At 72.8% G+C, this 14029-nt stretch carries 12 protein-coding genes and 2 pseudogenes; 7 read left to right on the top strand and 7 right to left on the bottom strand.

Features of this window, described 5'->3' with window-relative positions:
* Positions 1 to 71: 71 nt before the first annotated feature.
* Positions 72 to 557 (bottom strand): NUDIX hydrolase, encoded by a 486-nt coding sequence (locus ACQP1P_RS38345; RefSeq protein ID WP_433078784.1) that lies wholly within the window; start codon positions 555 to 557, stop codon positions 72 to 74.
* 120 nt (positions 558 to 677) lie between these two features.
* Between ACQP1P_RS38345 and lgt the strand changes: the two genes are divergently transcribed.
* Complete coding sequence (lgt, locus tag ACQP1P_RS38340) at positions 678 to 1721, top strand: prolipoprotein diacylglyceryl transferase (RefSeq protein ID WP_433078782.1); 1044 nt, start codon at positions 678 to 680, stop codon at positions 1719 to 1721.
* On the top strand, positions 1721 to 2905 hold the full coding sequence (locus ACQP1P_RS38335; RefSeq protein ID WP_433078780.1) for an FAD-dependent oxidoreductase: 1185 nt from the start codon (positions 1721 to 1723) through the stop codon (positions 2903 to 2905). The genes lgt and ACQP1P_RS38335 overlap by 1 nt, the downstream gene beginning before the upstream one ends.
* On the opposite strand, the gene ACQP1P_RS38330 is transcribed toward ACQP1P_RS38335, so the two are convergent.
* Both ACQP1P_RS38330 and bioB read right to left on the bottom strand, forming a co-directional pair.
* On the bottom strand, positions 2895 to 3074 hold the full coding sequence (locus ACQP1P_RS38330; RefSeq protein ID WP_433078778.1) for a hypothetical protein: 180 nt from the start codon (positions 3072 to 3074) through the stop codon (positions 2895 to 2897). The genes ACQP1P_RS38335 and ACQP1P_RS38330 overlap by 11 nt on opposite strands.
* Complete coding sequence (bioB, locus tag ACQP1P_RS38325; protein ID WP_433078776.1) at positions 3071 to 4054, bottom strand: biotin synthase BioB; 984 nt, start codon at positions 4052 to 4054, stop codon at positions 3071 to 3073. Before bioB ends, ACQP1P_RS38330 begins: the two co-directional genes overlap by 4 nt.
* Positions 4055 to 4159: 105 nt before the next feature.
* Here bioB and ACQP1P_RS38320 point away from each other — a divergent pair, with 105 nt between their 5' ends.
* Entirely contained in the window at positions 4160 to 5287 is a 1128-nt protein-coding gene (locus ACQP1P_RS38320; RefSeq protein ID WP_433078774.1) for an aminotransferase class I/II-fold pyridoxal phosphate-dependent enzyme, read from the top strand.
* On the top strand, positions 5284 to 6033 hold the full coding sequence (gene bioD, locus ACQP1P_RS38315; protein ID WP_433078772.1) for a dethiobiotin synthase: 750 nt from the start codon (positions 5284 to 5286) through the stop codon (positions 6031 to 6033). The genes ACQP1P_RS38320 and bioD overlap by 4 nt, the downstream gene beginning before the upstream one ends.
* A 164-nt stretch (positions 6034 to 6197) precedes the next feature.
* Here the strand turns inward: bioD and ACQP1P_RS38310 are convergent.
* Positions 6198 to 6629, bottom strand: a pseudogene (locus ACQP1P_RS38310) (IS5/IS1182 family transposase); the annotation flags it as partial.
* Between the two features lie 83 nt (positions 6630 to 6712).
* Between ACQP1P_RS38310 and ACQP1P_RS38305 the strand changes: the two are divergent.
* Together ACQP1P_RS38305 and ACQP1P_RS38300 are read left to right on the top strand one after the other, a co-directional pair.
* Positions 6713 to 7288, top strand: a complete 576-nt coding sequence (locus ACQP1P_RS38305; protein WP_433078770.1) for a suppressor of fused domain protein — start codon at positions 6713 to 6715, stop codon at positions 7286 to 7288.
* Between the two features lie 104 nt (positions 7289 to 7392).
* Positions 7393 to 8883 (top strand): annotated as a pseudogene (locus ACQP1P_RS38300) (transposase).
* A 953-nt stretch (positions 8884 to 9836) separates the two neighbouring features.
* Here ACQP1P_RS38300 and ACQP1P_RS38295 read toward each other — a convergent pair.
* Positions 9837 to 10466 (bottom strand): histidine kinase dimerization/phospho-acceptor domain-containing protein, encoded by a 630-nt coding sequence (locus tag ACQP1P_RS38295; RefSeq protein WP_433078768.1) that lies wholly within the window; start codon positions 10464 to 10466, stop codon positions 9837 to 9839.
* A 151-nt stretch (positions 10467 to 10617) separates the two neighbouring features.
* Here ACQP1P_RS38295 and ACQP1P_RS38290 point away from each other — a divergent pair, with 151 nt between their 5' ends.
* Complete coding sequence (locus ACQP1P_RS38290; protein WP_433078766.1) at positions 10618 to 11412, top strand: ArsR/SmtB family transcription factor; 795 nt, start codon at positions 10618 to 10620, stop codon at positions 11410 to 11412.
* A gap of 335 nt (positions 11413 to 11747) precedes the next feature.
* Here ACQP1P_RS38290 and ACQP1P_RS38285 read toward each other — a convergent pair whose 3' ends face one another.
* Together ACQP1P_RS38285 and ACQP1P_RS38280 are read right to left on the bottom strand one after the other, a co-directional pair.
* Entirely contained in the window at positions 11748 to 12590 is an 843-nt protein-coding gene (locus tag ACQP1P_RS38285; protein ID WP_433078764.1) for a L,D-transpeptidase, read from the bottom strand.
* Positions 12591 to 12600: 10 nt separating this feature from the next.
* Positions 12601 to 14010 carry a PLP-dependent aminotransferase family protein gene (locus tag ACQP1P_RS38280; RefSeq protein WP_433078762.1) on the bottom strand — a complete coding sequence of 470 codons (1410 nt, stop codon included), beginning with the start codon at positions 14008 to 14010 and terminating at the stop codon, positions 12601 to 12603.
* Positions 14011 to 14029: the final 19 nt, after the last annotated feature.

Raw genomic sequence — 14029 nt, 5'->3', positions numbered from 1 at the left:
CGGATGCGGGGCGCCGCGATCCAGAGGGCGGGGCGGCGGACCCGGTGCCTCATGAAAACTACGGGAAAACTTCAGGCGTCGATGACTTCGGGCTCAGGATCGCGCTGCAGCTCGCGGATCACGCCGGCGCGCCCGGCGGCGGCGTCGGTGAGCGCGGTGCGCGTCGTCGCGGTCAGCGGCTCCGGCAGCGCGTCGGGGGAGTGCCACGACAGCCGGCTGATCCGGCCGGGCGCGTTGACGGCCGGGCCGCCGCCGTCGAGCCGGCCGCGGAAGACGTGCACGAACAGGTCGGGGGTGCTGCTGCCGCAGCCGTCACCGGTCAGCTGGTACATGCCGAGCAGCTCGACGACCTCGGTCTCCAGGCCGGTCTCCTCGCGCACGTCGCGGATGACCGCGTGCACCGGGCTCTCCTGCGCGCGGATCCTCCCGCCCGGCAGCCCCCACAGCCCGTGGCCGCCGGCCTGCCGGCAAAGAAGAACGCGGCCGGCCGCGTCCTCGATGACCGCGGCGACCGCGCAGGTCACCTTGCTACCGTTACTCAGCGTTGAGTAGCTCATGCCCCCGACTCTAGGCCGACCTGCTCAGCGTCGCGAGACGTTCGCTGATGGTGATCTCTACAGCGTGCCTACCCGGCCCGGGCATCGCTTCCCGGCGGATCGGCGGTAGCGTGTGCACCCGTGAATGCTGTCCTGTCTCCGCTGGCCGAGATCCCGAGCCCGACCCGTGGCGTCTGGGACCTCGGACCGATTCCCCTGCGCGCCTACGCGCTCTGCATCGTGCTGGGCATCGTGGCCGCCTGCTACATCGCCGACCGCCGCCTGCGGGCGCGCGGCGCGCCACCCTGGGTGATCCTCGACGTGGCGATCTGGGCGGTGCCGTTCGGCATCGTCGGCGCCCGGCTCTACCACGTGATCACGTCCCCCGAGGCGTACTTCGGGGAGAACGGCTCGATCATCAAGGCGTTCAAGATCTGGGAGGGCGGCCTCGGCATCTGGGGCGGCATCGCGGCGGGCGCGCTCGGCGCCTACATCGCGTGCCGCCGGATGAACCTGCCCTTCGCCATGACGGCCGACGCGCTCGCCGTGGCCCTGCCGGTGGCCCAGGCGCTCGGGCGCTGGGGCAACTGGTTCAACAACGAGCTGTACGGCAAGGAGACCTCCCTGCCGTGGGGCCTCAAGGTCTACAACTGGGACACCGAGCACGGCCAGGCCGTGGAGGCCGGCGGGCAGCCGATCGTGCTGGGCGTGTTCCACCCGACGTTCCTCTACGAGTCGCTGTGGTGCGTCGGCGTCGCCGTGGCCGTCTGGCTGCTCGACCGCAAGTACCGCTTCGGCCGCGGCCGCGCCTTCGCGATCTACGTGATGCTCTACACCGTCGGGCGCTTCTGGGTCGAGCTGCTGCGCATCGACGACGCGCACCACGTGCTGGGCATGCGCCTGAACAACTGGACGTCGATCATCGTCTTCGCCGCGGCGCTCGTGTACTTCCTGCGCGTGCGCGGACCGCAGGAGCACGTCACGTACGACGAGGACGGCCACATCACCCTCGTCGCCGCCACCGCGGCCCCGGCCGGCTCGCAAGCCGGCTCGGAAGGCGGCTCGGAAGCCGGCTCCGAAGCCGGTGAGGAGCCGACGGCGATCGAGGCGGCGGCGCCCGAGCCCGAGGAAGAACCCGCGGAAGCGGCGAAGGAAGAACAGGAAACCAAGGAAACGCAGGGCTGATGCGCACGGCGGTAGTGGTCGGCGCCGGCATCGGCGGGCTCGCCGCCGCCGGCGCGCTGGCCCGCTCCGGCTGGAAGGTCACCCTGCTCGAACGCGACGACCGGCTCCGGCCGGGCCGCGCCGCGCTGGTCCTGTGGCCCAACGGGGTCCGCGCGCTGCGGGCCCTCGGCCTGGCCGCCGGCCTGGACGGCATCTCCACGCCGGTGCCGCCCGCGGGCATCCGCCGGCCGGACGGCTCCTGGCTGGTGCCGCCGGCCGCGCTCGCGACCACCGGCGACCTCGGCTCGCCGCCGGTCGTCGTGCACCGCGAGGATCTGCACGACGCGTTCATCGCCGGCCTCGGCGACCAGGTCGACGTCCGCGGCGGCATCGCCGTGCAGAGCGCCCGGGTGCGCCGCGACCGCCCCGCCGTCGGCGACGGCCGGGTGATGTTCGAGGCCGATCTCATCGTGGCCGCGGACGGGCCGGACAGCGCGATCCGGCGCCGGCTCGCCCCCGCGACGACCTTCGCCAGCGCCGGGTTCGCGGCGTGGCGGGCGGTCATCCCGTGGTACCGCGTCCCCGAACTTCCCGCCGGCCTCCCCGCGCACGGCGAGCTCCTCGGCTTCGGGCAGCGGTTCGCCTACGCGTCGCTGGGGGAGCGCGGCTCGGCCGGCGGCTCGACCCGCGGCGGCATCTCCTGGGTCGCGACCGTGCCCGGGGCGCTGCGCCCCGAGCCGCCCGCCGGCCAGCTGGCCCTGCTGCGGCGCTGGTTCGCCGGCTGGCACGAGCCCGTGACCCAGCTGCTGGAGACCACCGAGGCCGAGGACCTGGTGCAGGAGCCGGTCGGCGAGCTCACGCCGCTGCCGGACACGTTCGGGCCGGTGGCGGGCGCGGGCGGCTACGCGCTCGTCGGCGACGCGGCCCACGCCATGCCGCACCACCTGGCCCAGGGCGCCTCCCTCGCGCTGGAGGACGTGGCGACGCTGCAGACGGTGCTCGCGGGCGGGGCGGTGCCGGCGGCGCTGCAGGAGTACAACCGGCTGCGCCGTCCCCGGATCCTGCGGGTGCTGCAGCAGTCCCGCAAAGCCGCGGCGGTGCTGCAGAGCCGCGGCCGCATCGCGGCCTCCATCGCCCGGGTGCATCCCCGCACGCTGGAGCGCGCCGCGGCCGCGGCGACCGAGTGGGGCGGCCCTACCGGGTGAGCACCCCGTGCTCGACGCAGGCGGCCGACCAGCCGCTCGGCAGCACCTGAACCTTCATGCGGCGGCGGCAGTGGGTGCAGTACCGCGGCGGCTCGAGGGTCCTGGCCTGTGCACACGCGGCGTGGGAGCCGTCGGCCAGCGGCTCCCCGCACCGGTCGCAGTAGGTCACAGCGTCGCCGACAGGGCCTTGACCGGCATGCTCAGCTCGTCCAGCAGCGCCAGGTCCTGCTCGGGCGAGCGGCCCAGCGTGGTCAGGTAGTTGCCGACGATCACCGCGTTCACCCCGCCGAGCAGCCCGTCACGGGTGCCGAGGTCGCCCAGGGTGATCTCCCGGCCGCCCGCGTACCGCAGCAGCGTGCGCGGCAGCGCCAGGCGGAACGCGGCGATCGCCCGCAACGCGTCCTTCGGGTCGAGCACCGGCTGCTCGGCCAGGGGCGTGCCCGGGCGCGGGTTGAGGAAGTTCAGCGGTACCTCGTGCGGGTCGAGCTCCTGCAGCTGGATCGCGAACTCGGCGCGCTGCTCGACGCTCTCGCCGAGGCCGAGGATGCCGCCGCAGCAGACCTCCATGCCGGCCGCGCGGACCATCCGCAGCGTGTCCCAGCGCTCGTCCCAGGTGTGGGTGCCCACGACGTTCGGGAAGTAGGACTTCGCGGTTTCCAGATTGTGGTTGTACCGGTGGATGCCCAGCTCCGCCAGCCGGTCCACCTGCGCCTGGGTGAGCATGCCGAGCGAGGCGGCGATGTTGATGTCCACGGCCGCACGGATCGCCGCGACCCCGTCGGCGAGCTGCGTCATGAGCCGCTCGTCGGGCCCGCGCACCGCGGCCACGATGCAGAACTCGGTCGCGCCCGTCGCCGCGGTCTGGCGGGCCGCCTCGACCAGCGAGGGGATGTCGAGCCAGACGGCCCGCACCGGCGAGGCGAACAGGCCCGACTGGGAGCAGAAGTGGCAGTCCTCGGGGCAGCCGCCGGTCTTGAGCGACACGATCCCCTCGACCTCGACCTCCGGGCCGCACCAGCGCATCCGCACGTCGTGGGCGATCGCGAGGTACTCCGGCAGCTCCTCGTCGGAGCAGTTCAGCACCTCGAGCACCCCGTCGAGGTCGAGGCCCTTGCCGGTGTCCAGCACGGCCTTGGCAGCATCAAGCATGCTCGTACCTTACAAATCGTTCGGGTCGCCTGTCCGCACCCGATGACTTTGTGCACACCGCACAATCGGTATCGTAGGGGTCCTACAACGGCAGGGGGAGTCCCGGTGGAGTGGCTGACCGCGCTCGATGAGGAGGCCGCGGCCCGGCGGGCGGCCGGTCTGCGCCGTGAGCTGCGGCCCCGCGCCGACGATCTTCTCGACCTGGCGGGCAACGACTATCTCGGTCTCTCCCGGCATCCGGCGGTGCTCGCGGCCGCCGCTTCCGCGTTGTCGGCGTACGGTCTCGGCGCCACGGGCTCGCGCCTGGTGCGCGGGACGACCGCGCTGCACGAGGAGCTGGAGGACGGCCTCGCCTCGCTGCTCGGGTTCGGGTCGGCGCTGGTCTACTCGTCCGGCTACCTGGCCAACCTCGGCGCCGTGCGCGCCCTGGCCCGCCCCGGCGCGCTGATCGTCTCCGACGCCCACAACCACGCCTCGATCGTCGACGGCTGCCGCCTCGCCCGGGCCGGCCGCGACGGGACCGAGACCGTGGTCGCCCCGCACGCCGACCCCGACGCCGTGCGCGCCCTCCTCGCCGCGCACCCGGGCCGCCCGGCGCTGGTCGTCACCGAGAGCGTCTTCTCCGTGGACGGGGACCTGGCGCCGCTGGCGGAGCTGTACGAGGCCGCCCGCGCCCACGGCGCCCTGCTGCTCGTCGACGACGCCCACGCCCTCGGGGTCATCGGCCCCCACGGTGCCGGCGGGGTCGCCGCGGCCGGCCTGGCGGGCGCGCCCGGCCTGGCCGTGACCGCGACCCTGTCGAAGTCCCTGGGCGCGTCCGGCGGCGTGATCGCGGGCCCGCCCCAGCTGCACCGCCAGCTCGTCGACACCGGCCGCACCTTCATCTTCGACACCGCCCTCCCGCCCGCCGTGGCCGCCGGTGCCCGCGCCGCGCTGGACCTGCTGGCCGGCGGCGACGACCTGCGCGCCGAGCTGCGGGCCCGGGCCGCCCGCGCGGCCGAGCGCCTGGAGGTCCCGACCCCGGCCGGCGGCGTCATCTCGGTCGCGGCGCCCGGCCCGGACGAGGCCCTGGCGTGGGCGCAGGCCTGCCGCGACCGGGGCGTGGCGGTAGGCTGCTTCCGCCCACCGTCCACACCGGACGGACGTTCGCGCCTGCGCCTGACCGTCAACGTCGGCCTCGCGCCCGAGGCCTTCGACGAGGCGCTCGACATCATCCTGAAGGAACGCCCTTGAACGCCCCCCTGGACGCCCTGTTCGGCGAGGAGATCCCGGGCCCGCTCGCCGGCCCGCTCGTGATCACCGGCACCGACACCGGCGTGGGCAAGACCATCGCGACCGCCGCCATCGCCGCCGCCGCCACGGCCGCGGGCCGGCGCGTCGCCGTGGTGAAGCCGGCCCAGACCGGCACCGCCGAGGGCGACGAGCCGGACGCGATGACCGTGGCCCGCCTGGCCGGCCCGGACACGACCCGCACCCTGTCCGAGTTCCCGGACCCGCTCGCCCCGCTGGCCGCGGCCCGGGTGGCGGGCGAGGACGCGCTCACGGCGGTGATGGCCCAGCTGGCGATCCGCGCCATCGTCGAGGACCATGACGTGACCCTGATCGAGGGCGCCGGCGGCCTGCTGGTCCCGCTCGGCGAGGGCGGCTGGACGCTCCTGGACCTGGCCGCGGCGCTGCAGGCCACGGCGATCGTGGTCGCCCGGCCGGGCCTGGGCACCCTGAACCACACGGCGCTCACCCTGCGGGCCCTGGCCGAGCGGGAGATTCCGGCACTGGTCGTCTTCGGCACCTGGCCGGCGGAGCCGGAGCTCGTACACCGCACGAACCTGCACGACCTGGACGCCGACCTGGCCGGCGCGATCCCGGACGGGGCGGGGGCGATGACGCCGGAGGTCTTCCGGCGGGAGGCGCTGCACTGGCTGGACGCGCGCCTGCACGGCCGCTTCGACCCGGTGGCGTTCCGTTCACATAGCCGCTGACTTGTTCGGGCGTTTCCCCCGCCGTCGGTCTCAGGCGATATGTCTGATGTCACCGACCCGGGGGCCTGTGCCTAAGCGACTTCTCGCAACTGGTTGAAGTTGTTGACCTGGGCTGGGGTTAGCGGTTCACCGGGTCAGGGCGATGTTGTGTAGGTGCGCGACGGCGCCATGACTGGCCTTCCGGCCAGCTTCTGGTCGATGCCGGAGGTGCGGAAGACAATCGTGTCGTTGCGGTTGCCCGGCTGCGGTTCGCCGACGGCGATGACCATGCGGGTCCTGGCATCGATGGCGACCTTCAAGTTCATCGAGTACCGATAGTTCTTGCTCGGTGCCGCCGGGCGGTGGTCCCCGGGTCGGGATGAGGGGCCGTCGACGATGGCGATCTGATCGACCGGCCGCCGCCGCACTGGTGCGAGGGCGAGCAGTGGTCCGAGTGTGTCGGGCAGGTCGAGGGCCCATTGCCGGCCCGGTTGGCCGTCGGCGATTGCGGACCCGCCGCGCTCGGCGACCAGCCGGACCAGCCGGCGGAACTGGGCCGGCTGCAGCCCCGCAAACGGGAAGATCCACTCAGGACGCGACGCCGAGATCACCTGCACTCGGCCATCGTCAGCTATCGCTTCAGCACGGAGATCACCGGGTCACGAGAACCGTGCGCCGGTCCATCCGCCATGATCAGGGCATGGCTGAGCTCGTTGAGCACCTGGAACGCTTTCTTGGCCCGATCGAAGGCGGTACCCACGGCGATCACTCGACACCCGACGGCGTCCAGGTCATCACGTTCGGCGCTGACGCACCATTCACCGGGGTCACGACATGGGCCACCCTCGGCTTGTCCAATCATCACCTGCATCAGCAGGGCGGCGACGGCCTGCACCAAGAGTTGATGATGCACTTGCCCAACGCCCGGCAGCCGGCCAACGCCGCCGGGGTGTTGTTTCAGGTGGCCCGGGAGCTGATCGAACGCGGCCGAGGTCTGGCACGAGGCGAGCTGATCGGCCCTCGCGGACAGCTCTTCGCCGAGGCCGAGATGACCGCGTTGGTGGCTACCAGCCCTGTGTACCTCCCCGACTCCTTCGCGGTCTGCAACACGCCCACCACGCGCGTCGTGCTGACTTGGCTTGTTCCGCTCACGGAGGCAGAAGCCCGGTTCGCCCACGTTCACGGCTGGCGCACCCTGGAGGACATCTTCGTTGCCCAGGACCCAGACCTGACCGACTTCAACCGTGCGAGCGTGCAGTTACGAGACATCCCTTAGCTTGATCTTTAACCTCCGGTGGGTTGGTATCGACCCCGGCTGATCATGGGTGCAGCCCTTGATCGATCATTCCTCTTGTCTAGGGAAGAAGATCCGATCAAAGGGTGCGGAGGATCAGTGTGCCTGGTGGTGGGCGTGGTGGTGCGGGTGGGGACCTGGGCTTGTTCCGCAGGGAGTTGTACCGCTGTTTGACGGCTCGCGCGGACGCTTTGTTCGAGTTGACGGACGCGGTGTTGTGCGCGGACGGGCCGGTGCGGTCGCTGCCGGCGTTGTCGTTGGTCGCGGAGCACGGTCGTGGTCACGGCGCGTTGTATGACGCGCTTGCGGCCGTGCGGATGGACGTGTAGTGGCTGCGTACCGCGGTGGCGTCGGCGCCGTTGCCCCGCGCTGCTGACGGCCGGATCACGCTCGCGGTGGATGTCACCTGCTGGCTTCGGCCGGAGGCGAACACCGTGCCGGAAAGAATCCTGTGCCATACCTACGGGCGGGCGAAGGATCAGCACATCGGGGTGCCTGGCTGGCCGTACTCGTTCATGGTGGCGGGGAGGCCGGCCGCAGTTCATGGACCGCACCGTTGGACGCGGTGCGCCTGACGCCGGGCGCTGATCTGGCCTCGGTCACCGCCGCGCAGATACGCGACGTGCTCGCCCGGCTTGATCACGGCCGGGCACTGGCGGCCGGGCGATCCGCAGATGTGGGTCGTGATGGACGCGGGCTACGACGCCGCTCGCCTTGCCTGGCTGCTGGTGACCTGCCGGTGCGGGTCTTGGCCCGGCTGCGTTCGGATCGGGGTGCTGCGCCGGCCCACCCCACCCCGGCAGCTGGGCGTGCTGGGCCGGCCCCGCCGGCACGGCGGCGAGTTCATCTTCGGTGACCCGGCCAGCTGGAACGACCCCGACGTGACCACCGTGACCGAGACCCGCCTCTACGGCACCGCCACAGCCCGCGCCTGGCACCGGCTGCACCCGCGTCTGACCCGCCGCGCCGCCTGGGCCGACTGCCCCGACCTGCCGATCCCGGAAGGCACCCTGATCCGCCTCGACGTGACCCGGCTGCCCTCCGGCGCCACCGCGAAACCGGTCTGGCTGTGGTGCTCCACCAGCATCAGCAACGGCCCGGCCGCGGTCCCCGACCCGACACCGGACGCGGCCATGGTGAACCTGTTGTGGCAGGCGTTCCTGCGCCGTTTCGACATCGAGCACACGTTCCGGCCGTTCAAGCAGACCCTCGGCTGGACCGTGCCGAAACTGCGCGACCCAGCCGCCGCCGACCGGTGGACCTGGCTGATCATCGCCGCCCACACCCAACTACGACTGGCCCGCCCGCTCGCCGCGGACCTGCGCCGCCCATGGGAACAGCCGGCACCACCGCAACGACTCACCCCAGCCCGCGTCCGGCGCGACTTTCGGCACCTCCGCGCGACAAGCACCTGCCCCGCCCAAGCACCAAAACCCACCCGGGCAGGACCCGGACGACCGCCGGGCAAGCCGAACCGCCACCCCACCCGCCGCCACGCCGTCACCAGCAACGAACCCTGCAAACCGAAACCTGAAAAGAAGAAATCGACCAACCCTCGGCCACGCCGCGCAGGTTAAAGATCAAGTTAGCTTCGCGGGGCGGCTCGGAGGTGGGGCCGATGCGGGTTGCCGGTGGGTGTCCGAACGAGTAAGCGTGGTCCGGGCGCGTCGTTGCCCACCGGGCATTCCTCTTGGCCGTTATGGGTGTGCCGGGTTCGTGTGGGTCGTCATTCGGTGGTCCCGGTTCGAAGATGTTCGCCATTTGGGCCGGGCTTGGTTCGGGGTCGTGGTTCGGGGCGTGTGCTGGGATAATTTTGGTATGGGGCAGATGCAGTTGTTCAGTTCTCGGGAATTGGCTGCTATGCGGGATCGGACGAAGGCTCGGAATTGGTGGGCGGGAAAGGACGAGTTTCGTCGGGAGGCGCAGCGGCGGCGGGATTTGGGGTTGGTGAGACGGCATGCGGAGAAGCTGCGCCGCATTCACGGACCTGCGGAAAATGCCCCGGCGGAAACGCTGCCCGCCCCACGCCGGCCGGTCGAGGAAAATCGTGCCAGCATCTGCTCCGAGCGTGGCGCCACCGCTGCCCCGACGCAACAACCGTACGATTCAGGGCCACGCAAGTGCACCGCCGAAACCGCGCAGGACGCCGCCACCCGTGCGCGGACAGTGCGACCGGAATCAACGGTAGCTGCTGCATCGTCGGCCACTTGCAGCCGCATGCCGACCGTGGCCCGGGCCAGCCTCTCGCACGACTGTGGTGCGAGTCTGTGGTGCGCAGGTGCGGGTTGCGCGCGGGCCTGGGTCGGGGCAGTTTCGGCGTCGGGTGCCAGGAGCGGCCGTCAGCGGCCCCGCCATGCGCGGCCGTCGGCCGGGCATGCGGTGCTCGGACGTCTGCGTCGACACGGCGGCGACGGGACCGTGGCCGTGGGCGCGGCGCGTTCGTTGACGCGCGCCAAGCGAACGGCGCCCGCGCGAACCGCGCCGGACGCCTAGCCGGACACGGTGCGGAGTCGCGGGGACGGCGCGCGGATCAGCGCGGCGCCGGGGCCAGGACCGAGGACGGCAGTGACAGCCGGAACGAGGTGTCGTCCACCCGGAGATCCCCGCCGCACAGGTTCGCCACCGCCCGTGCGACCTGTACGTCCGGGGCCGGCTTCGGGGGCGAGTCGCTCGGGCGGCGCTGAGGTGCTGCCGACGTCAGCTCGCCCGCCGGCACGATGCGCGCGTCCAGGCGGATGGACGGGTCGCGGCGCAAGGTTATCTCCACGTGGGCCCGGGCCGGGGCCGTGATCGTCAGCCACAGGACGAGCTGGCCCACCAGGTGGCGGCAGATCATCTCGTCCACGGCGACCCGGGCGGTCTCGGGCACGTCGGCGTGCACGCTCACCGCGCCGGCCACCGCGACCCGGCGGGCCAGGTCCACGGCGTCGCGTACCACGCCCACGAGATCCGTCGCGCCCTCCCGAGCGGGCGGGGTGGCGGTGGTGGTGGCCAGGGGAAGCACGACGCTGTCGACGTAGCGCTCCAGCCGCACCGCGTTGCGATCGATCGCGTCCAGGCACGCCGCGCCCTCGCCGGCGCCGTCCGGCGGCAGGTCGTCGCGCAGCAGGCGGGTGTACGCCTTGATCGAGGTCAGCGGCGTGTGCAGCTCATGGCGCATGCGGGCCGCCGCATCATCACCGGTGGTGAACACAGTACGTCAAACCGGGTGCGGCACCGCGAAGGTTCGCCCAGTCACTCGTTCGCGTTGACAGGCAACCAAATGGCTGCCTAACATGTGCAACCGAAAGGCTGCATATTAAGGTGCGACGGTGACTGATGTGTTCCGGGCGCTGGCCGACGAGAGCCGGCGCGCACTGCTCGACCGGCTCAACCACGCCAACGGGCAGACCCTGCGCGAGCTCTGCGCGGGCCTGGACATGACCCGCCAGTCGGTCAGCAAACACCTGGCCGTGCTGGAGGAGGCCGGCCTGGTGACCACGGTCCGCCGGGGCCGGGAAAAGCTGCACTACCTCAACGCCGCCCCGATCAGCGACATCGCCGAGCGCTGGATCAGCCGCTACGACCGGCGGCGGGTCGACGCGCTCGCCGACCTCAAGAAGGCTCTGGAGGGACCCACGATGAGCAGGCCCGAGTTCGTCTACACCACCTACATCCGCACCACGCCCGAGCGGCTGTGGAAGGGCATCACGGATCCCGCGTTCACCCGGCAGTACTGGGGGCTGGCCTTCGACACCGACTGGCGCCCCGGCTCCGTGATGACCTGGCGGCTCGACCGCAACGACACGGTCCTCGCCGACCCGGAGCAGGTGGTGCTCGTCGCCGAGCCGTTCACCCGCCTGTCGTACTCGTGGCACAGTTTCACCCCCGAGTGGGCCAAGGCCTACGACATCGACGAGAGCTACCTCGCCGAGGTCGCGCGGGAGCCGCGCTCGAAGGTGACGTTCGAGCTCGAGCCGCGCGGCGAACACGTGAAGCTCACCGTGACGCACGACGGCTTCGAGGAGGGCAGCGCGGTGCTCCCGGGCCTGTCGGAGGGCTGGCCGGAGCTGATCGCGAGCCTGAAGTCGCTGCTGGAAACCGGCAAACCCCTGGACACCGCCTGAGGCACCGCTACATCATGAAATATCCGATATGTCGCGGCGCGAAGCGCCCGACATATCGCCGCCCCGAGCCAAGCCAAGCCAAGCCGCCCCGAGCCAAGCCAAGCCAAGCCGCCCCGAGCCAAGCCAAGCCAAGCCGCCCCGAGCCAAGCCAAGCCAAGCCGCCCCGAGCCAAGCCAAGCCAAGCCGCCCCGAGCCAAGCCGAGCAGTCCCGAGCCGAGCAAACCCAAGCCCATGACTCGGGTCCGCGGTGGTGCGGACCGTCGCTCCCGCCAGGCACCGCTCGGCGCTGGCGCGCCGTCGCTGCCAGGTCCGCCGCTGGTCACCCGATTCGATCCCTACGGGAGCACGACCACGGAGGTGCCCGAGCCGATGTTGTCCAGCAGCGTCTTCTGGGCCGCCGGCGGCATCCGCACGCAGCCGTTGGACTCGCGGTAGCCGAACTCGTTGCGGTACCAGGCGTGGATGCCCGTGTGCGCGTCGGCCAGCCCGCTCGCGACGGCCTTCTTGTCGTCCGGCACCGCGCCGAGGGCGAGCACGTCCAGCCCCGCGTACACCTTGCTCGGCAGCGCCGAGCGCCCCAGCACGAAGGTCCGCCCGAGCGGGGTCTCGGTGGCGGGCGCGCCGACGGTCACGGTCCACGTCTGCTGGGCCTGGCCGTCGCGCACCCAGGTGAGCGTGTAGGCGCCGCGGTGCACGACGATCTGGTCGCGCAGCGGGGTGGTGCTCCAGCCGCCCGGCGGCAGCCAGCCGATGCTGCGGTTCATCGACGGCAGCAGGACCGCCACCCAGCCGTCCTGCCTGGCGACCACCGGCATCACGAGGTTCACGCCGCTGATCTGCGGGGTCAGGTACGCCCGCGCCGTGCCCCCCACCCCGTCGTACACCGGCTGCTTCTCCCGCACCTGCAACCCCTCCGTCAGCGGGACGGTCGAGGCCTGGTCGGGGTCGGCCGGGAACCCGGTCGCCGCCTGCGTGTAGGTGATCGTGGTCAGCCCCGCGGGGGGCGGGGCCGCGCTCGGCGGGGCGGTCGACGGCGCCGGCGAGGAGGGGCCGGCCACGAGCGTCGTCGGGTCCGGGGCGCCCGGCGTGGCGCCGGGACCGGCCTGGTGGTGCTTGGCGGAACACCCCGTGAGGGCGATCGCGAGCGCGGCGAGGACGGCGGCGCGGCGGGCGAGCATGGGTATGAACTTAGCCGCTGATCGCCGCCGCCGTGTCCGTCAGCCGGTCCAAGGCGGCCGGCAGATCGGCCGTGGCGATGGCGCCGAACCCGATGGCGAGCCCCCGATCCTCGGCCGGCGACGCGTAGAAGTGCGACAACGGCTCCACCGCCACCTCCGCGGCCCGCAGCGCGCGCACGAGCGCGTCGACGTCGGCGGGGCCGGTGCAGCGCAGGGCCAGGTGCAGCCCGGCGCTGGACGGGACCGGCGCGAACCAGGGCGCCAGCGGTCCGGCGGCGGCCCTGACCACGAGGTCGTGGCGGGCCGCGTACACCCGGCTGACCCTGCGCAGGTGCCGCCGCAGCAGCCCCTCGTCGATGAACGCGGCGAGGGCCGCCTGCGCCGCGGGCTCGCCGTGCCAGTCGGCCAGGGCGCGGGCCGTGCGCAGCGCCGGGCGCAGGGCCTCGGGCGCGACCAGGAACCCGAGGCGCAGCGACGGCAGCAGCGTCTTGGAGAACGAGCCGACGTAGATGACCCGGCCCGTGCGGTCGAGGCTCTGCAGCGGCTCCAGCGGCCGGTCGGAGTAGCGGAACTCGCTGTCGTAGTCGTCCTCGACGATCGCGGCGCCGTGCTCCTGGGCCCAGGCCAGCAGCGCGGTGCGCCGCGGAAGCGACATCGCGGTGCCCAGCGGGTGCTGGTGGGAGGGGGTGACGTACACCAGCCGCGCCGCCGCGGGAATGCGGTCCACGACGATCCCGTCGGCGTCGACCGGCACCCCGGCGACCCGCGCGCCGTGGCTGCGGAACAGCCGCCGGGCGGGCCGGTAGCCGGGCTCCTCGACGGCGACGACCGCGCCCGGCTCGACGAGCACCCGCGCCACGAGGTCGAGCCCCTGCTGCGCGCCCGCGGTGACGAGCACGTCCGCGGGGGCGGCCCGCACCGACCGCGACAACCCGATGTGCCGGGAGACGGCCGCGCGCAGCGACGGCAGCCCGGACGGGTCGTCGTACTCCGCCGAGGCCCGCACCGAGCGCGCCAGCAGCCGCCGCCAGGTGGCGAGCGGGAACAGCGACGCGTCGGGGTGGCCGATGCGCAGGTCGAACCGGGCCCCGGGCGTGGGCGACGGGTCGGGCGGAACCGCCAGGAAACGCGCCGTGGGCCGCAGCGGGCCGGCGGGCGCGCGGCGGGAGAGGGCGGGCGGCCCGCCGTACGACACGAACGTCCCCGCCCCCGACCGGCCGGCGAGGAACCCGTCCCCGACGAGGCGGTCGTAGGCGGCGGCGACCGTGTTGCGGGCGACCGACAGGTCCCGGGCCAGCTCCCGGCTCGGCGGCACCCGCTCCCCGGGCCGCAGCCGCCCGTCCAGGATCGCGTCGCGCAGCTGCCGGTAGATCCGGTCGGTGCGGTCGCCGCGCCCCTCCAGGCTGATGTGCAGGTCCACCGGCTTTGGCCCAATCGAT

Source organism: Dactylosporangium sp. CA-052675 (assembly GCF_050947935.1).
Classification (GTDB): Bacteria; Actinomycetota; Actinomycetes; order Mycobacteriales; family Micromonosporaceae; genus Dactylosporangium.
The sequence above is the reverse complement of the archived record's forward strand: the minus strand, read 5'-3'. Positions and strand labels throughout refer to the sequence as shown.